The organism is Streptomyces luteogriseus, assembly GCF_014205055.1.
Taxonomy (GTDB): domain Bacteria; phylum Actinomycetota; class Actinomycetes; order Streptomycetales; family Streptomycetaceae; genus Streptomyces; species Streptomyces luteogriseus.
In genome coordinates, this window is sequence record NZ_JACHMS010000001.1 from 4,258,734 (window position 1) to 4,276,445 (window position 17,712).

At 73.4% G+C, this 17,712-nt stretch carries 16 protein-coding genes; 3 read left to right on the forward strand and 13 right to left on the reverse strand.

Annotation, left to right across the window (positions count from 1 at the left end):
• Positions 1-26: 26 nt before the first annotated feature.
• The 6 genes from BJ965_RS18675 to pdhA form a co-directional block, all read right to left on the reverse strand.
• Positions 27-1,136, reverse strand: a complete 1,110-nt coding sequence (locus BJ965_RS18675) for a potassium channel family protein (protein WP_184909708.1) — start codon at positions 1,134-1,136, stop codon at positions 27-29.
• Positions 1,133-2,512, reverse strand: a complete 1,380-nt coding sequence (locus tag BJ965_RS18680) for a molybdopterin molybdotransferase MoeA (RefSeq protein ID WP_184909709.1) — start codon at positions 2,510-2,512, stop codon at positions 1,133-1,135. The genes BJ965_RS18675 and BJ965_RS18680 overlap by 4 nt, the downstream gene beginning before the upstream one ends.
• Complete coding sequence (locus BJ965_RS18685) at positions 2,509-3,513, reverse strand: NTP transferase domain-containing protein (protein WP_184909710.1); 1,005 nt, start codon at positions 3,511-3,513, stop codon at positions 2,509-2,511. Before BJ965_RS18685 ends, BJ965_RS18680 begins: the two co-directional genes overlap by 4 nt.
• A 204-nt stretch (positions 3,514-3,717) precedes the next feature.
• Positions 3,718-5,088, reverse strand: a complete 1,371-nt coding sequence (locus tag BJ965_RS18690; protein WP_184909711.1) for a dihydrolipoamide acetyltransferase family protein — start codon at positions 5,086-5,088, stop codon at positions 3,718-3,720.
• Positions 5,088-6,092, reverse strand: a complete 1,005-nt coding sequence (locus tag BJ965_RS18695) for an alpha-ketoacid dehydrogenase subunit beta (RefSeq protein ID WP_184909712.1) — start codon at positions 6,090-6,092, stop codon at positions 5,088-5,090. Before BJ965_RS18695 ends, BJ965_RS18690 begins: the two co-directional genes overlap by 1 nt.
• On the reverse strand, positions 6,089-7,234 hold the full coding sequence (gene pdhA, locus BJ965_RS18700; protein ID WP_184909713.1) for a pyruvate dehydrogenase (acetyl-transferring) E1 component subunit alpha: 1,146 nt from the start codon (positions 7,232-7,234) through the stop codon (positions 6,089-6,091). Before pdhA ends, BJ965_RS18695 begins: the two co-directional genes overlap by 4 nt.
• A 190-nt stretch (positions 7,235-7,424) precedes the next feature.
• Here pdhA and BJ965_RS18705 point away from each other — a divergent pair, with 190 nt between their 5' ends.
• Positions 7,425-7,910 carry an Lrp/AsnC family transcriptional regulator gene (locus BJ965_RS18705; RefSeq protein WP_142166940.1) on the forward strand — a complete coding sequence of 162 codons (486 nt, stop codon included), beginning with the start codon at positions 7,425-7,427 and terminating at the stop codon, positions 7,908-7,910.
• Positions 7,911-7,931: 21 nt separating this feature from the next.
• On the opposite strand, the gene BJ965_RS18710 is transcribed toward BJ965_RS18705, so the two are convergent.
• Both BJ965_RS18710 and BJ965_RS18715 read right to left on the reverse strand, forming a co-directional pair.
• Positions 7,932-8,522, reverse strand: a complete 591-nt coding sequence (locus BJ965_RS18710; protein ID WP_030846890.1) for a TetR/AcrR family transcriptional regulator — start codon at positions 8,520-8,522, stop codon at positions 7,932-7,934.
• On the reverse strand, positions 8,519-10,039 hold the full coding sequence (locus BJ965_RS18715; RefSeq protein WP_184909714.1) for a 3-hydroxyacyl-CoA dehydrogenase: 1,521 nt from the start codon (positions 10,037-10,039) through the stop codon (positions 8,519-8,521). The genes BJ965_RS18710 and BJ965_RS18715 overlap by 4 nt, the downstream gene beginning before the upstream one ends.
• A 160-nt stretch (positions 10,040-10,199) precedes the next feature.
• Between BJ965_RS18715 and paaN the strand changes: the two genes are divergently transcribed.
• Complete coding sequence (paaN, locus tag BJ965_RS18720; protein ID WP_184909715.1) at positions 10,200-11,891, forward strand: phenylacetic acid degradation protein PaaN; 1,692 nt, start codon at positions 10,200-10,202, stop codon at positions 11,889-11,891.
• 104 nt (positions 11,892-11,995) lie between these two features.
• Here the strand turns inward: paaN and BJ965_RS18725 are convergent, their stop codons facing one another.
• The 3 genes from BJ965_RS18725 to BJ965_RS18735 are packed head-to-tail and all read right to left on the reverse strand — an operon-like array spanning position 11,996 to position 14,900.
• Positions 11,996-12,739 (reverse strand): TrmH family RNA methyltransferase, encoded by a 744-nt coding sequence (locus BJ965_RS18725; RefSeq protein WP_184909716.1) that lies wholly within the window; start codon positions 12,737-12,739, stop codon positions 11,996-11,998.
• Entirely contained in the window at positions 12,736-13,947 is a 1,212-nt protein-coding gene (locus BJ965_RS18730; protein ID WP_184909717.1) for an HTTM domain-containing protein, read from the reverse strand. The genes BJ965_RS18725 and BJ965_RS18730 overlap by 4 nt, the downstream gene beginning before the upstream one ends.
• Entirely contained in the window at positions 13,944-14,900 is a 957-nt protein-coding gene (locus BJ965_RS18735) for a DUF5819 family protein (protein ID WP_184917307.1), read from the reverse strand. The genes BJ965_RS18730 and BJ965_RS18735 overlap by 4 nt, the downstream gene beginning before the upstream one ends.
• 379 nt (positions 14,901-15,279) lie before the next feature.
• On the opposite strand from BJ965_RS18735, the gene BJ965_RS18740 reads away from it, so the two are divergent.
• Positions 15,280-16,413, forward strand: a complete 1,134-nt coding sequence (locus BJ965_RS18740; protein WP_184909718.1) for an acyl-CoA dehydrogenase family protein — start codon at positions 15,280-15,282, stop codon at positions 16,411-16,413.
• A gap of 35 nt (positions 16,414-16,448) precedes the next feature.
• Here BJ965_RS18740 and BJ965_RS18745 read toward each other — a convergent pair whose 3' ends face one another.
• The gene (locus BJ965_RS18745; protein WP_184917309.1) at positions 16,449-16,778 is read right to left on the reverse strand and encodes a rhodanese-like domain-containing protein; all 330 of its coding nucleotides are present in this window, start codon (positions 16,776-16,778) and stop codon (positions 16,449-16,451) included.
• A gap of 78 nt (positions 16,779-16,856) precedes the next feature.
• Positions 16,857-17,708: a hypothetical protein gene (locus tag BJ965_RS18750; protein ID WP_184909719.1), complete on the reverse strand. Its 852-nt coding sequence runs from the start codon at positions 17,706-17,708 to the stop codon at positions 16,857-16,859.
• Positions 17,709-17,712 lie beyond the last annotated feature (4 nt).

Genomic DNA, 17,712 nt, shown 5'->3' on the forward strand with positions numbered 1-17,712 from the left:
GGGCGGCCGGCCGTTCGCTGCGTTCGTCAGGTGTTGCGGGGCATCGGGGGCATCGGGCGGATGTCCGGTGCGACCTGGGTGACCTGGGTCTTCCGCACGATCGTGATGAGCCGGTCGGTCAGCTCCAGCCTCCCGACGGACGGGTCGTCGTAGCCGAGGACCCGGTGGCCGCGTATGACGCTGACCACCAGGTCGGCGACCTCCCGCGGCGTCTTGCCCACCTCGGCCTTGACGACCGGCCGTTCGACGATGTCGAGGCCGCTGCCCTGCTGGATGAGGTCCTCCAGCACCATGCCCGCGGAGGGGCTCAGCACGGAGAGGCCGAGCAGCCGGCCGGCGGCGCTGGCACTGGTGATGACCCCGTCGGCCCCGGACTGCTTGAGCAACGGCGCGTTCTCCTCCTCCCGCACCGCCGCCACGATCTTCGCCCCGCGGTTGAGCTGCCGGGCCGTCAGCGTCACCAGGACCGCGGTGTCGTCGCGCTGGGTCGCGATGATGATCTGGCGCGCCTTGTGCACCTCGGCCTGCTTCAGCACCTCGCTGCGGGTCGCGTCGCCGACGATGCCCGCGTAGCCCTCGGCGGTCGCGGCGTCGACCACCTTGGAACTGGGGTCGACCACGACGACCTGTTCCTTCTTCAGGCCCGTCGCGCAGACGGTCCGGATCGCCGACCTGCCCTTCGTGCCAAAGCCGATGACGACGGTGTGATCGCGCAACGTGGACCTCCAGCGGGTCAGCCGCCACTCCTCCCGGGTGCGTTCGGTGAGGGCTTCGAGGGTGGTACCGACCAGGATGATCAGGAACAGCACGCGCAGCGGCGTGATGAGGAGGATGTTGGTGAGCCGAGCGGCGTCGCTGGCCGGGGCGATGTCACCGTAACCGGTGGTGGAGAGTGTGACGGTCGCGTAGTAGAAGGCGTCGAGAAGGTCGACGCCACCGCCCGCGTTGTCGTTGTAGCCGTCCCGGTCGGCGTAGACGATCAGCGCGGTCACGACGAGCACCAGCAGGGCGATGGAGAGCCGCTTCGCGACCTGGCGGAACGGGTGCTCCACCACTTTCCTCGGAAGCTTCACCCGATAGGTCACCAGATGCTCGTCGGCCTGGCGGGCGATCGCGTCCTGGCCCGGAAGTTTCACGTGAAACACACCCCGATACCTGCGGACGCCCAGGGCAGGTCGAGCAGTTCCGCCTCCTGCCCGGGACGTGCGCCGCCCGGCGGTACGACGGCCAGCGCGTCGGCCGCCGCGATGCCGCGCAGCATGGCGGGGCCGTTGTAGTGCAGCGGCACGGCCTCGTCGCCACGCAGGACGACGGGGACGAGCCGGGTGTCGTGCGGGTGCCCGTGCACGGCGTCCCGGAGCGGCATCGTGTACGGCTCCGGGGCCGGGCGGGCCGCGAGGATCCGCAGCAGCGGCTCGGCGAGCGTCAGCAGCCCGGAGACGGCGGCGAGCGGGTTGCCCGGCAGGCCGACGAGGTGCTGGGTCCGCGTGGTGCGGGCCAGCAGCATCGGGTGGCCCGGGCGCACCTGGACACCGTCCACGAGGAGTTCGGCGCCGATCCGGCGCAGGGTGGGGTGGACGTGGTCGAGAGGGCCCGCCGCGGTGCCGCCGGTGGTGAGGATGACGTCGGCGTCGGAGCCGGTGATGGCCTGGTGCACGGCGTCGGCGTCGTCGCGGACGCGCCGGACGGCGGTCACCTCGGCGCCGAGCGCCCGCAGCCAGGGCGGCAGCATGGGACCGAGCGCGTCCCGGATCAGGCCGTCGTGGGGCAGGCCCTGGGTGAGCAACTCGTCGCCGAGGACGAGGACTTCGACACGGGCGCGGGGGACCGCGGTGACGGCGTCGTAGCCGGCCGCCGCCGCGAGGCCGAGGACGGCCGGGGTGACGAGGGTGCCGACGGCGAGGAGCTGGTCCCCGGTGCGGCACTCCTGGCCGCGCGGGCGGATGTCCTGGCCGGGGATGACGTCCCGGGTCGCGTGCAGGCGGCCCTTGTCGTCGGTGCGGCCGTGCTCGCTGCGCAGGACGGCGCTGGCGTCCGGGGGGATGCGGGCGCCGGTGGCGATCCGGACGGCCTCCCCGTCGGTGAGGGGCGCGGGCCCGGCGTGCCCGGCGAGGACTCCCTCGTCCCGCACGTGCCAGGGGGCGGGGCCGCAGACCGCCCAGCCGTCCATCGCGGAGGTGTCGAAGGAGGGGAGGTCGGTGAGGGCGTCGAGCGGGGCGGCGAGGGTCAGGCCGAGGGCGGTGTCGAGGGGCGCGCGGATGGGGTCGCGGCGGGCGGCCCGGGCGGCGTTGCGGCCGGCGCGTTCGGCGAGGGCCCGGGCCTCGGGCCAGGGGGTGGCGCGGTGGCGTGGGGCGGGTTGCGGGGACGTTCGGGCGCTGCCGGGCTCGCCTCCCTGACTCCGGGCGGCGGGGTCGGGCAGATGATCGCCGTTGCTGTTCCTCACGAGGGCGAGCACCTCCTCGACGTCGAGATCCTCGGCGTCCTCACCGGCACGGGCGCCGCGCGGGGTCATCCGGCGTCCGGGCGGGTGTCGGGGGTGGCGTCGGGGGCTGCATCGCCCTCGGACGGCCGCGGTCCGGCGCCGGACGGCTGTGGCCCGTCGGCGGCCGGCTGGGCCTCGGAGGTGCTCTCCTGCGCCCAGCGGGCGGCGAGGGCCACGGCCTTGCGGGCGGCCTCGGCGACCGCCTCGGGGCCGCCGCCGGCCTGGGCGGCCGCGTAGCCGACGAGGAAGGTGGTCAGCGGCGCCGCGGGACGGGCCACCCCGTGGGCGGCGTCGCGGGCGAGGTCGAGCAGGCCGCGGGTGTCGACATCGAGGTCGATCCCCAGTTCGTCCTTGACGGCGGAAATCCATTCATCCAACACGTGCCCATGCTCCCTGATACGTGCCCTGGCGGTGGCGATGTCGTCCCAGGTGTCGCAGTCGAAGGACGCGACGGGGTCGGAGACGCGGGTGAGGTTCAGCTCGGCGGTGAGACGCCGCAGGGGGAGACCGGCGAGGGCGCCGTGCCGTGCGGCGAGGAGCGCGAGCTCCTCGCGCAGCCGCGGCGCGCGGTACGCGGCCACGAGCGGCTGGTCACGGCCGTCGGGGTCGGTCAGCAGCACACCGTCGCGGCCGCTCGCCCGCAGCGCGCCCAGCAGGCGGCCCACGGTCGGCTCCTGAAGGAAAGGCAGGTCGGCGGAGAGCACCACGACGTGCTCGGCCGTGGTGCGGCGGAGACCGGCGTCGAGCGCGGCGAGCGGTCCACCGCCGGGTGGGTCCTCGCGGGCCCAGGTCACGGGCCGTGCGGTCGGCCGGGGCGCGGCGACGACGACAGTGCTCCGGGCACCGCCGCAGGCGGCGAGGACACGGTCGAGCAGGGCCCGGCCGCCCACGCGCACCCCGGGTTTGTCCGTGCCGCCGAGGCGGCGGGCGGCACCACCGGCGAGCACGACGGCGTCGTACCCGGCGGGGTCCGCGCCCCGGTCGGGGCCGGTGCCGGTGCCGGGTGCACCGGGGGGATCGTAGGCGGTCACCCCCCGAGTATGCGTGCCCCCGCGATCACAGGGAACGCGGGGGAACCGATGCGACCACGGGGTCCGGTGCGAGAGCCGAACAGGAATCCTGGCGTCCGCGCGGTGGCGGAGCGGAACTTCCAGCGCCTCCGCGCGGTGGCGGAGCGGAGACTCCAGCGCGTCCGCGCGGTGGCGGAGCGGAGACTCCAGCGCGTCCGCGCAAGATCAGAGTGTCCGCAGCAGCACCGCCGGTTGTTCCACGCAGTCCGCCACGTACCGCAGGAAGCCACCCGCCACACCCCCGTCGCACACCCGGTGGTCGAAGGTGAGCGAGAGCTGCACGACCTGCCGCACCGCCAGCTCGCCCTCGTGCACCCAGGGCTTGGGGACGATGCGGCCGACGCCGAGCATGGCGGCCTCGGGGTGGTTGATGATCGGAGTGGAGCCGTCGACGCCGAAGACCCCGTAGTTGTTCAGCGTGAAGGTCCCGCCGGTGAGTTCGCCCGGGGTCAGCGTCCCCGTGCGGCCCGCCTCGGTCAGCCGCGCGAACTCGGCGGTCAGCGACTCGGCGTCCCGCGCGTGCGCGTCCCGTACGACCGGGACGACGAGGCCCCGGTCGGTCTGCGCCGCGAAGCCCAGGTGCACGTGGTCGAACCGGACGACTTCCCTGGCCTCCGCGTCCACCGTGGAGTTGAGCTCGGGGAAGCGGGCGAGGGCCGCGGTGCAGATCCTGGCCAGCAGGGCCAGGAGGGAGATCTTCGGACCGCCGGCCGCGTTCATGGCCGCCCGCGCCCGCATCAGCTCCGTGGCGTCGGCGTCCACCCAGCAGGTGGCGTCCGGGATCTCGCGGCGGCTGCGCGCCAGCTTGTCGGCGACGGCACCCCGGATGCCCTTGAGCGGGGTGCGGATCTCGCCGGGGGCCGCCGGCGCCGAGGACCGGGACGCGAGGGCCGGGCTCGGTGCCTGCGGCACGCGCGGCTGCGGCTCGGCCGCCGTGGCGCCCTGGCCCGCGGCGCGCAGGGCGTACTCGACGTCCGCCCGCAGGATCAGTCCGTCGGGGCCGGACCCGGTCAGTTCCCGCAGGTCCAGGCCGTTCTGCCGCGCCAGTCGGCGCACCAGGGGCGAGATCACGGGGACGGGACCGTCGTCCGTCCCGGAGCCGCCGGCCTGCCCGTTCACCGACGCCGGGGGCTCGCCCTCCCGCGTGGTCACCGCGGTCGCGGACCCGCCGGACACCGGCCGCTCCTGCCGTACCCGGCGGCGGCGCGCGGGCGCCTCGGAGGTGCCGTACCCGACCAGGACGTTGCCCGACCCCTCGGAGGCGGTGTCATCGGCGCCGGAGGCGGGTCGCTCCCCCACCGCCACCGTGATCAGCGGTGCCCCGACGGGCAGTTCCGTGCCCTCCTCGCCGAAGCGGGCCGTGACCACACCGCCGTAGGGGCACGGCACCTCGACCATCGCCTTGGCCGTCTCCACCTCGACGACCGGCTGGTCGATCGCGACCACGTCGCCGACCTCGACCAGCCAGCGCACGATCTCCGCCTCGGTGAGCCCCTCCCCGAGGTCGGGCAGCTTGAACTCGAGCACCTGTGCCATCAGCTCTCCGCCTCCCACTGCAGGCGCCCCACGGCGTCCAGGATCCGGTCCACACCGGGCAGGTGGTGGCGCTCCAGCATCGGCGGCGGGTACGGGACGTCGAACCCGGCCACACGCAGCACCGGCGCCTCCAGATGGTGGAAGCAGCGCTCCGTGACCCGGGCCGCGATCTCCCCGCCCGGGCCCCCGAAGGAACCCGACTCGTGGACGACGACCGCGCGTCCCGTCCGCCGCACCGAGGCGCACACCGTCTCGTCGTCGAACGGCACCAGGGAGCGCAGGTCGACGACTTCGAGGTCCCAGCCCTCGGCCCGGGCCGCCTCGGCCGCTTCCATGCAGACGGGTACGGACGGCCCGTACGTGATGAGCGTGGCGCTCCGGCCGGGGCGCCGCACCACCGCGCGGCCGATCGGTTCAACGGGCGTCGGCTCCTCCGGGTTCCAGGAGTCCTTCGACCAGTACAGCCGCTTCGGCTCCAGGACGACGACCGGGTCGTCGGAGGCGATGGCGGCACGCAGCAGCCCGTAGGCGTCGGCGACCGTGGCGGGCGTGACGACATGGAGCCCCGGAGTCGCCATGTAGTACGCCTCGGAGGAGTCGCTGTGGTGCTCGACGCCGCCGATGCCGCCGCCGTAGGGCACGCGGATGGTGATCGGCAGGGGCATCTTGCCGCGGGTGCGGTTGCGCGTGCGGGCCACGTGCGAGATGAGCTGCTCGAACGCCGGGTAGGCGAAGGCGTCGAACTGCATCTCCACGACCGGGCGCAGGCCGTACATGGCCATGCCGACGGCGGTGCCGAGGATGCCCGCCTCGGCGAGCGGGGTGTCCGTGCAGCGGTCCTCCCCGAACTCCTTGGCGAGGCCGTCGGTGACGCGGAAGACGCCGCCGAGGGTGCCGACGTCCTCGCCCATGACGTGCACGGCGGGGTCGGCGGCCATGGCGTCGCGCAACGCGCGCGTGAGGGCCTGCGCCATGGTGGCCGGCTTGACGGCGACGGTGGTCATCGGTGGGTGCCCCCCTCGGTGTCGGCCTCGGCCTCCAGCTCGGCCCGCAGCTGGTCCCGCTGCGCGCGCAGCTGCGGCGTGGGCTCGGCGTAGACGTGGGTGAACAGGTCCATGGGGTCCAGGACCGGGTCCTGGTTCATGTGCTCGCGCAGGGCCGCCGCCATGGTCTCGGCATCTTGGCGGACGGCCTCGATGCCGGCCTCGTCGAGCAGGCCGCGCGCGGTCAGCTCGCGCTCCAGCAGCCGGATCGGGTCGTGCTCGCGCCAGGTCTCGACCTCGGCGTCGCCGCGGTAGCGGGTCGCGTCGTCGGCGTTGGTGTGGGCGTCGACGCGGTAGGTGATCGCCTCGACCAGGGTGGGGCCGCCGCCCGCGCGGGCGTGGCGTACGGCGTCGGAGAGCACCTCGTGCACGGCGGCGGCGTCGTTGCCGTCGACCAGACGGCCCGGCATGCCGTAGCCGACGGCCTTGTGGGCCAGCGAGGGGGCCGCGGTCTGCTTCGCCAGCGGGACGGAGATCGCGAAGCCGTTGTTCTGCACGAAGAAGACCACCGGGGCCTGCCAGACGGCGGCGAAGTTCAGGGCCTCGTGGAAGTCGCCCTCGCTGGTGCCGCCGTCGCCGACCATGGCCAGCGCGACCACGTCGTCGCCCTTGAGGCGGGCGGCGTGCGCGAGACCGACGGCGTGCGGCAACTGGGTGGCGAGCGGGGTGCACAGGGGGGCGACCCGGTGCTCGTAGGGGTCGTAGCCGGTGTGCCAGTCGCCGCGCAGCAGCGTGAGCGCCTCGACCGGGTCCACGCCCCTGGCGACCACGGCGAGAGTGTCGCGGTAGCTGGGGAAGAGCCAGTCCTGCTCCTTCAGCACCAGCGCGGCGGCGACCTCGCAGGCCTCCTGGCCGGTGGTGGAGGGGTAGACCGCGAGACGGCCCTGCTTGGTGAGGGCGGTGGCCTGCGCGTTGTAGCGGCGGCCCTTCACCAGCTGCGCGTACAGCGTCCTCAGCAGCTCGGGGTCGGCCTTCGCGGCCGCCTCGGTGCCGAGGACGCGGTACGGCTCGGCGTCGGGCAGCAGCGGCGCGGGATCCGTCCGGGGCTGCCAGGCGGGCGGCGGGGTCGGCTTGTACGCGCCCCGCTGCTCCATGACCGTCATGACGGCACCTCCTCGTGGGAGCGGCTCGAAGAGGCGTGTCGGCTGTGACCCGCCTCACCTACCGATTGTTCGGTCGACGGCACAATTTGGCTATGGGTGGCCTCAGGCTGTGGACAAACGGTTCTCCACAGCCTGAGATGGACGCAGTACGTCCATGGCAGAGAGGCGGGGACGGGTGGCATCTGAACAAATGGCCGAGAGCCAGGACGACAGCGCCGCCCTTCCGCCGCCGCGGCCCCTGGACGCCATCGATCAGGACATCCTGCGGATGCTCCAGGCGGACGGCCGCGCCTCGATACGGTCCGTCGCCGACCGGGTCCACGTCTCGCGCGCCAACGCCTACGCCCGCATCAACCGGCTCGTCGAGGACGGCGTCATCCGCGGCTTCGGCGCCCGCGTCAACCACGAGCGGGCAGGCCAGGGCACGTCGGCGTACATCACGCTGAAGATCGTGCAGAACTCCTGGCGCACGGTGCGCAAGGAGCTCAGGCAGCTGCCCGGTGCCTCCCACATCGCCCTGGTGGGCGGCGACTTCGACGTGCTGCTGCTGGTGCACGTGTCCGACAACCGGGCGCTGCGCGAGCTGGTGCTGACCCGGCTCCAGGCGATCCCGCAGGTGCTCAGCACGCGCACGCTGCTGGTGTTCGAGGAGGAGGACCTGGAGCCGCAGGGCTAGCGGGTCACGGGCCGGCCCGTGTCAGGAGGCCTTGCGCAGGCCTCCGAAGGCCAGCTGCACCACCGCGTCGGCCACCTCGCGCTCGTTCATGCCGCGGCCGTCCGGCCGGTACCACTCGACGATCGAGTTGATCATGCCGAAGACCAGCCGGGTCACCAGCCGCACCTCTATGTCGGCGCGCACGTCACCGTCCGCGGCGGCCGCCTTGAGCAGGTCGGCGACCCGGTGGTCGAAGTCGCGGCGCCGCTCCAGGGCCCACCGCTCGGTGTCCGTGTTGCCGCGCACGCGCAGCAGCAGCGTCACGTAGGGCAGTTCGGCGATGAGCACCTCGACCATGCGCCGGACGACGTACTCCAGACGGTCCGAGGCGCGCCCCACGCACGCGTGCTCCTCGTCGAGGATCCCGAAGAGGCCGTCCAGGGCCCGGCTCACGGCCCGGCGCAGCAGCTCCTCCTTGCCGGCGACATGGTGGTAGATCGACGACTTGGAGATGCCCGCGGCCTTGGAGAGGTGCTCCATGGAGGTGCCGTCGTAGCCACGCTCGATGAACACCTGGACGGCCACGGACAGCAGTGTGTCCGGGGTGTAGGTGTCGCGCTTGGCGGTGGTCATGAGGTGCCCTCCCGCGAGTCGGAGGCGTGGGCGTGGCGGTACAGGGCCAGGGACGGCGCGTAGCGGCCCGAGGGATCGCGCCGGTGCAGGTCGTCCAGGAGCACGTAGGCCCAGGTGCGGCCGAGGCGGCGACTCCACTCGAAGGGGCCCAGGGGGTAGTTGACGCCGAGGCGCATCGCGGTGTCGATGTCCTCCTCGGTGGCCACGCCCTTGGCGACCGCGTCGTGCGCGAGGTCGATGATGCGCGCGACCGTGCGGGCGACGATCATGCCGGGGACGTCGCCGATGACGCTGACCCGCTTGCCGAGCGCCTGGAAGAGGCCGATGGCCTCGGCGAGGATCTGCGGGGAGGTGTCCTGGGAGGCGGACAGGGCGATCCGGCCGGCCGTGCGGTAGTCCAGGGCGAGGTCGAAGTAGACGAAGTCCCGGTACTCCACGGCGGTCTGCCCGTCGGCGAGGACGAGCCGGCCGCCGCTCGGGAGGAGCAGACACGCCCCCTGGTCGTCGTCGTCACTGTCGTCACGGACCGGGATGCCCGCCTCGCGGATCAGCTCGAGCAGTTCGGACGCCGGGCCCAGGTCGCCCTCGGCGACGACGTACGCGGGCGGCTGCCGCTGCTCGGCGGTGTCCGGCTCGGGACGCTCGGCGCCGTCCCGGTGGTCGTACCAGCCGTGGCCTGTCTTGCGGCCGAGCCGGCCGGACTCGACCAGGCGCCGCTGGGCGAGGGACGGTGTGAAGCGCACGTCCTGGAAGAAGGACTGCCACACCGACTGCGTGACCGACTCGTTGACGTCCTGGCCGATCAGGTCGGTCAGCTCGAACGCGCCCATCCGGAAGCCGCCCGACTCGCGCAGCACGGCGTCGATGGTGGCCGGGTCGGCGACCTGCGCCTCGTGGACAGCGAAGGCCTCGGCGTAGAAGGGCCGGGCGATGCGGTTGACGATGAAGCCCGGGGTGTCCGCGCAGGCGACCGGCGTCTTGCCCCAGGCGCGGGCGGTCTCGTACGCGCGCGTGGCGTACGTGACGTCGGTGGCGAACCCGGAGACGACCTCGACCAGCGGCAGCAGCGGCGCGGGGTTGAAGAAGTGCAGCCCGACGAACCGGCCGGGGTTGCGCAGGGCTCCGCCGATGGCCGTGACGGACAGCGACGAGGTGTTGGTGGCGAGCAGGCAGTCGTCGGCGACGATGCCCTCCAGCGCGCGGAACAGGTCCTGCTTGACGTCCAGCCGCTCCAGGACGGCCTCGACGACGAGGGCGCAGTCGGCGAGCTCGGGGAGGTCCTCGGCGGGCAGCAGACGGGCGCGGGCCGCGTCCCGGTCGGCGCCGGTGAGCCGCTCCTTCTCGACGAGCCGGTCCAGGCGGGCACCGATCGCGTCGGCCGCCTCCCGGGCCCGCCCGGGGAGGGTGTCGTACAGCCGTACGGGATGGCCCGCGACCAGCGCGACCTGGGCGATTCCCTGGCCCATGGTGCCGGTGCCGACGACGGCCACGGGGCTGCTGAGGTCGAGTGCTGTCATGTGCGCGATCCTCCCGCACGGGGTTTTCCACAGATGCGGCGGACCCCCTTGAACCGACCGATCGTTCGGTTACTCTAGCTCTGTCCGAGTGTTCCTGCCCAGGTTTCTGCCCAGGTCATGAACTCGACGAAGAGTTCTTGAGACGAGGAGATGGTCACCCATGACCGCCGCACTCTCGGCGCACGAGCTGATCGCCCGGCACCGGTCCACCCTCGACCAGGCGCTGGAAGCGATCCGCACGCGCGCCTACTGGTCCCCGCACCCCGAGCACCCCAAGGCCTACGGGGAGAACGGCAGCCTGGACGCGGCGGCGGGCAAGGCCGCCTTCGACGCCCTGCTCGGCTCCCGCCTCGACCTCGGCCAGCCGGGCACCGACGACTGGGTGGGCGGCGAGACATCCCCGTACGGCATCGACCTGGGCGTGACGTACCCGCACGCGGACCTCGACGTGCTGCTGCCCGCCATGAAGGCCGGCCAGCGGGCCTGGCGGGACGCGGGCGCGGAGCAGCGCGCGGTGGTCTGCCTGGAGATCCTCAAGCGCATCAGCGACCGGACGCACGAGTTCGCGCACGCGGTCATGCACACCTCCGGCCAGGCGTTCATGATGGCGTTCCAGGCGGGCGGGCCGCACGCGCAGGACCGCGGCCTGGAGGCGGTGGCCTACGCGTACGTCGAGCAGGTGCGCACGCCCGACAACGCCGAGTGGACCAAGCCCCAGGGCAAGCGCGACCCGCTGGCCATGAACAAGCAGTTCACACCGGTCCCGCGCGGCATCGCCCTGATGATCGGCTGCAACACCTTCCCGACGTGGAACGGCTACCCGGGCCTGTTCGCCTCCCTCGCCACCGGCAACGCGGTCCTGGTCAAGCCCCACCCGCGCGCGGTGCTGCCGCTCGCCCTCACCGTGCAGGTCGCGCGCGAGGTGCTCGCGGAGACCGGCTTCGACCCGAACCTGATCGCGCTGGCCGCCGAGCGCCCCGGCGAGGGCATCGCCAAGACCCTGGCGACGCGTCCGGAGATCCGGATCATCGACTACACGGGCTCGACCGAGTTCGGCGACTGGCTGGAGGCCAACGCCCGCCAGGCGCAGGTCTACACGGAGAAGGCCGGCGTCAACACGGTCGTCGTCCACTCCACGTCCGACTACAAGGGCATGCTCTCCAACCTGGCGTTCTCGCTGTCCCTGTACAGCGGCCAGATGTGCACGACCCCGCAGAACCTCCTCGTCCCCCGCGAGGGCATCTCCACGGACCAGGGCCCCAAGTCCTACGACGAGGTGGTCGCCGACCTCGCCAGGTCCGTCGACGGCCTGCTCGGCGACGACGCCCGGGCGAACGCGCTGCTCGGCGCGATCGTCAACCCGGACGTGAAGGCCCGTCTGGAGGCCGCTTCCGGGCTGGGCGAGGTCGCCCTGGCCTCCCGTGAGATCACCAACCCGGACTTCCCGGGGGCGGTCGTGCGTACGCCGGTGATCGTGAAGCTGGACGGGGCCAAGCCGGACGACGAGGCCGCCTACATGAGCGAGTGCTTCGGGCCGGTGTCCTTCGCCGTCGCGGTCGACTCGGCCGCGGACGCGGCGGAGCTGCTGCGGCGGACCGTCCGCGAGAAGGGCGCGATGACCGTCGGGGCGTACACGACCGACCCGGAGGTCGAACAGGCCGTCCAGGAGGTCTGCCTGGAGGAGGCCGCGCAGCTGTCGCTGAACCTCACGGGCGGGGTGTACGTGAACCAGACGGCCGCGTTCTCCGACTTCCACGGGTCGGGTGGCAACCCGGCGGCGAGTGCGGCGCTGTGCGACGGGGCGTTCGTGGCCAACCGGTTCCGGGTGGTCGAGGTGCGGCGGGACGCGTAGCCGGGGCTCGGGGGCGCCCAGGAGTTCGGGGGTTCTCGTTGGCGCGCGGGTGCCGGTGCGTTGTGGTTGCTCGCGCAGTGCCCCGCGCCCCTGACGGGGCGCTTCTAAAGGGGCGCCCCGAAACTCCAGTGGTACAGCGTCATCGCCACGCTCGTCGCCAGGTTGTAGCTGCTGACCTGGGGGCGCATGGGAAGGGACAGCAAGTGGTCCGCACGCGCGCGTAGTTCCGTGGACAGGCCGGTGCGCTCGGAGCCGAAGGCGAGGACGGCGTCGTCCGGGAGTTTGACGCCCCGGATGTCGTCGCCCTCCGGGTCCAGGGCGAACAGCGGCCCCGGTGGCAGTTCCTCCGCGGTCAGCCGCTCCACCGCCGTCGCGAAGTGCAGCCCCGCCCCGCCCCGCACGACGGTCGGGTGCCAGGGGTCGACCGTCCCGGTCGTCACCACACCGGTCGCCCCGAAACCTGCGGCCAGGCGGATCACCGCACCCGCGTTGCCCAGGTTGCGCGGGTTGTCGAGGACCACGACCGGGGCCGAGCGGGGCACGTGCGCGAGCTTCTCCAGGTTGGAGGCGCGGGACGGCCTGACGGCCAGGGCCGCCACGGCGGTGGGATGCGGGCGCGGCACGAACGACGCGTACGCCGCGTGCGGCACCTCCGTCAGCAGCCCGGCCAGCGCGTCCCGTACGTCCGGGGCCAGTTCGTCGGCGAGGGCCAGGGCGGCCGCCCGGTCGGCGGTGACCGCCACCGGCACCTCGGCGCCGAAGCGCAGCGCGTGCTTGAGCGCGTGGAACCCGTCGAGCAGGACGGTGTCGCCGGCGAGCCGGTGCCAGACGGTCACGGGATCGGTCATGCCCCGAAGCCTACGTGCGTGGCCTCGGAGCTCCCCTGGGCGCGTGGCCCGGGCAGCGGCCTACGCCCGCCCCCGCGCCGCAGCCGGTCACGCGTGCGTGCCGCCAGGTCGCCCAGGCGGCGCAGGAAGCCCGTCGGCAGGAACACCGCGTCCGCCGCGATCATCGCCAGCGAGAAGAACGGCAGCCCCAGGACCACGGCGATCACGGCGTGCTCGGTCATCATCACCGCCAGCAGGACGTTCTTCACCCGCCGGTTGAACAGGGTGAACGGGAAGGCGACCTGCACGAGGACCGTCCCGTAGGTCACCAGCATCACCATCGTGCCGCTGGCGGACAGCAGGTCGGCGAGCGCCGGCCAGGGCGAGAAGTACTCCAGGTGGAGCGGGTAGTAGACCGCGGTGCCGTCCTGCCAGCGCGATCCCTGGATCTTGTACCAGCCGGCCGTCGCGTAGATCAGACACGCCTCGGCCATGATCACGAGCAGGGCGCCGTTGTGCACGACGTTGGCGATCACGTCCAGCATGATCCGCGGCTCACCGGTCCCGGCCCGGCGCCCGACCAGCCACCACAGGGCCTGCACGACCCATACCGTCCACAGCAGTGCCGGTATCAGCCAGTCGCCCTGCATCCGGCCGACCAGGGTGACCGCGACCAGCACGAACCCGAGCACGCCCCACAGGACCGGGCCGGTCCGGTCCGTGACCCGCTCGCCCCGTGCGCGTGCCGCCGTCTGCCGCGCGGCCCGCCGGGCGTCCAGCGACCACACCCGGGCGCACCGCGTGAACACCAGGTAGACCGACATCAGGTGCAGCACATTGTCGCCGCCGTCGCCCATGAAGACACTGCGGTTCTGCAGCGACAGCACGCCGGCCATGAACAGCACCGACATGGTGCGGGTGCGCCAGCCCAGCATCAGCAGAACGCTGGAGAGCACCGCCAGCGCGTAGACGATCTCGAACCAGATCCGGCCGTCCGACCACATCAGCACGGTGAACGAGCCGTTGGAGCCGACGAGCTGCTCGGCGAGATCCCAGCTCCAGGGGCCCTCGGGACCGTAGAGCTCGTGGCGGTGGGGGATCTCGCGGAGCAGGAACAGCAGCCAGGTGGCGCTGAAGCCGATACGGATGACGGCCGTCTGGTAGGGGCCGAGCGCCGCCTCGGTGACACGGGCGATACCGGCCGAGACGGCCAGTGAGAAGCGGTTCACCGCACGCCTCCCCGGGCCTCGTCCTGCGGGACCCTCCACCACGGCAGCTCCCGGTAGGACGGTGTCGTGGAGACCTTTTCCCGGCTCCACTCGGGCGGCGGCACGTTGCTGGTCCGGGAGCGCACCTGCACCCGCTCGATCACCCCGGAACTCCCGGTCGCGGCCCGCACCGCGTCGTCGCGGCCGAGACGCAGCACCATGATCCGGCGCAGATACGACTCCGAGAGCGAGCCGCGCAGGCCCACCGGGCGGTTCTCGCTGTCGTGCGTGGCGACGAAGAAGTCCCAGGCGCGGCGCAGTTCGTTCTGCTGGGTGTGGCTGGGCAGCAGGTTGCCGTCGATGGCGCGCCCGTCCTCGGCGGACAGGTCGTACCAGCCGGTGGTCTGCGTCATGCCGTCCGGCCCCCGGACCCCTGCACGGACCTGGATCGAGATGTTCTGCTGGAGCGGGTTCGGCGCGAACAGCTTCCAGTTCTGCTCGAACTCCGGATAGATCCAGTCGTCCACGGCCTCGCCGTGCGCCCTGGTGACCGTGTTCGCCGGCGCGACGTGCAGGAACGTCATGCCGATGTGCACACACACGCCGATGGCCACGACCGCGAGCGCCAGGGCGACGCCGACCTGATAGCGGGGGGAGAGCGCGGCGATGCCGGTCCGGGGTTCACCGGGCGGCCACGACCCGGGCGGTGCGGGCGCCACGACCGGCGCGGGCGGTGCGGGCGCCACGTCCGGCGCGAGCTCGGGCCCGGGGGACACGTCCGGGGCGAGCTCGGGCCCGGGGGACACGTCCGGCGCGAGCTCGGGCCCGGGGGACACGTCCGGCGCGAGCTCGGGCCCGGGGGAGACGTCCGGCGCGGCGGAGTCCGCCGGGGCGCTCCGCTGCGCGGGCGGTGCCGGGCGGCGGGGCGCGTCCGGGCCGTGCCGGGCGTTCGAGCCCTCGTCGTACGCGTCCATTCCGCCCCGTTCCACGATCCCGGTCCGTCGTTCCGTCCGCCCGGCCGCGAGGGCGTCGTTCCGCCCGCCCGGTCCTGCGCGGCGTCGGCACGGGCACGGTACTCAGGACACCCACCCGGGCACAGCCCCTGTCCGCAGGTCCCGCCGTGGCCGTCGCCACACCGTGGAAGCCGACCGTACGGCGAGTACGACCGTCCGAGAGCCGCGGTCCCCTTGGTCCACAGGGGACCCCCGCAGGTTATCCACAGGGTGCCCCGGCCGTTCGCCCACCGGAGTGACACCCTACGGCGCCCGCCCGCACACCCATTCCCTTCTTCTAGAACCTGTTCTATCTTGACGCCCCGTCAGCTCAACGGGACCGGCCGGAAGGACAGGAACCGTGGACTTCACCTTCACCGAGGAGCAGCAGGCGGCGGCCGAGGCGGCGAAGGGCGTGTTCGCCGGTGTCGCACCCGACGCCGTGCCCAGCCCGGCCATGACCCCGGGCGCCGTCGCCGAGACCTGCGACCGCGCCCTGTGGGCCAGGCTCGCCGACGCGGACCTGCTGAGCCTGCTGCTCGACGCCCGGTACGGCGGGGCCGGTCTGGACGCCGTCGCGCTCTGCCTGGTGCTGCGGGAGTCGGCGAAGGTCCTGGCCAGGGTGCCCCTGCTGGAGAGCTGCGCGGCAGCGGCGGCCGTCCAGGCCTACGGCGGTGAAGAGGCGAAAGCGGACCTGCTCGCCCGGGCCGGCCGGGGCGAGACCGTCCTGACCGTCGCCCCGCACGGCCGCACCGGCCACGACCCGGCCGAGCAGGCCGTGACCGCCCGGCAGGACGGCGGGACCTGGGTGCTGGACGGGGTGCAGACGGCCGTGCCCTGGGCCTACGACGCCGACGTCACGCTCGTCCCCGCGCACACCGGGACCGGCCGGACCGTGCTCGCCCTGGTGCCGCGCGGGCACGAGGGCGCCGTCCTCGCGGAGCAGTTCTCGACCAGCGGCGAGCGGCTCGGCGAGCTGCGGCTGGAGTCGGCGCGGCTGCCCGGCCGGGACGTCATCGACACCGACGGGGCGTGGGAGTGGCTGCGGGACCTGCTGGCCACCGGGACGTGCGCGCTGGCGCTCGGGCTCGGGGAGCGCGTGCTGCGGATGACCGGGGAGTACACGGGCAAGCGGGAGCAGTTCGGGTTCCCGATCGCGACCTTCCAGGCCGTCGCCGTGCAGGCCGCCGACCGCTACATCGACCTGCGCGCGATGGAGGCCACGCTGTGGCAGGCCGCATGGCGGATCGCCTCCGGGGCACCGGGCCCGCTGCCCGCCGCCGGGGACGTGGCCGTCGCCAAGATCTGGGCGGCGGAGGGCGTACGCCGGGTCGTGCAGACCGCGCAGCACCTGCACGGCGGGTTCGGCGCCGACGTCGACTACCCCCTGCACCGCTACCACGCCTGGGCCAAGCACCTGGAACTGTCACTGGGCCCGGCCGCGGCCCACGAAGAGGCCCTGGGCGACCTGCTGGCGGCCCACCCACTGGCCTGACCGCGCGGTCAGGGAGCCGGGCTGATCGCCGGGTGTCAGAGCACGAACCCCTGCTGCCCGTCGTCCGTCACCACGGGGCGGCCCACCGCCTCCCACACCTGCATACCGCCGTCGACGTTCACGGCGTCGACGCCCTGCTGGGCCAGGTACATCGTGACCTGGGCGGACCGGCCGCCGGAGCGGCAGATCACATGGACCCGGCCGTCCTGCGGGGCGGCCTCGGTCAGCTCGCCGTACCGGCCGACGAACTCGCTGATGGGGATGTGCAGCGCCCCTTCGGCGTGACCGGCCTTCCACTCGTCGTCCTCCCGGACGTCCAACAGGAAGTCGCCGTCCTTGAGGTCCGCGACCGCGACCGTGGGCACACCAGCTCCAAAACTCATACGTCCGACGCTACCCGAACCGGCCGGAGCACCGGCTGGGACACCGGACGGGGCACGGGCTCAGCCCTGTCCCCCGCCGGCGCCCGTACCCTCGCCCCCGGCCTCGCCGAGCAGCGCGGCCAGCTCCGTCTCCCGCTCGGAGACCTGGGCGAGCAGGCCCTGCCCGATCTCGTCCAGGAGCCGGTCCGGGTCGTCCGGCGCCAGCTGGAGCATGTGGCCGATGGCGCTGTCCTCCAGTTCCCCGGCGAGCAGGGCGAGCATCTCCTTGCGCTGGGCGAGCCATTCGAGGCGGGCGTAGAGCTCCTCGGCGCGGCTCGGGCCCCGCTTCAGCTCGGGCCCCTTGGCCCACTCCGCGGCGAGCTCCCGCAGCTCCGCCTCGTCGCCCCGGGCGTAGGCGGCGTTGACGCGCGTGATGAACTCCTCGCGCCGCCTGCGCTCCTTCTCCTCCTGCGCCAGGTCCGGGTGGGCCTTGCGGGCGAGGTCGCGGTAGAGCTTGCGGGCCTCCTCGCTGGGGCGGACCCGCTGCGGGGGCCGCACCGGCTGGTCCGTGAGCATCGCGGAAGCCTCCGGGAACAGACCGCTGCCGTCCATCCAGCCGTGCAGCAGCTCCTCCACGCCGGGGATGGGGGCGAGCCGCGCCCGGGCCTCGTCCGCTCGCTGCCGGTCCGCGGGGTCGCCGCTGCGGGCGGCTCTGGCCTCCAGGATCCGGGCGTCCAGCTCCTCGAGCCGGGCGTAGAGCGGGCCGAGTTTCTGTTCGTGCAGCCGGGAGAAGTTCTCGACCTCGACGCGGAAGGTCTCCACCGCGATCTCGTACTCGATCAACGCCTGCTCGGCGGCCCGCACGGCCCGCTCCAGCCGCGCCTCGGGCCGTGCGGCGTCGTCGCCGTCCTGCTCAGCTTCCGGGGTCGTCACCCGC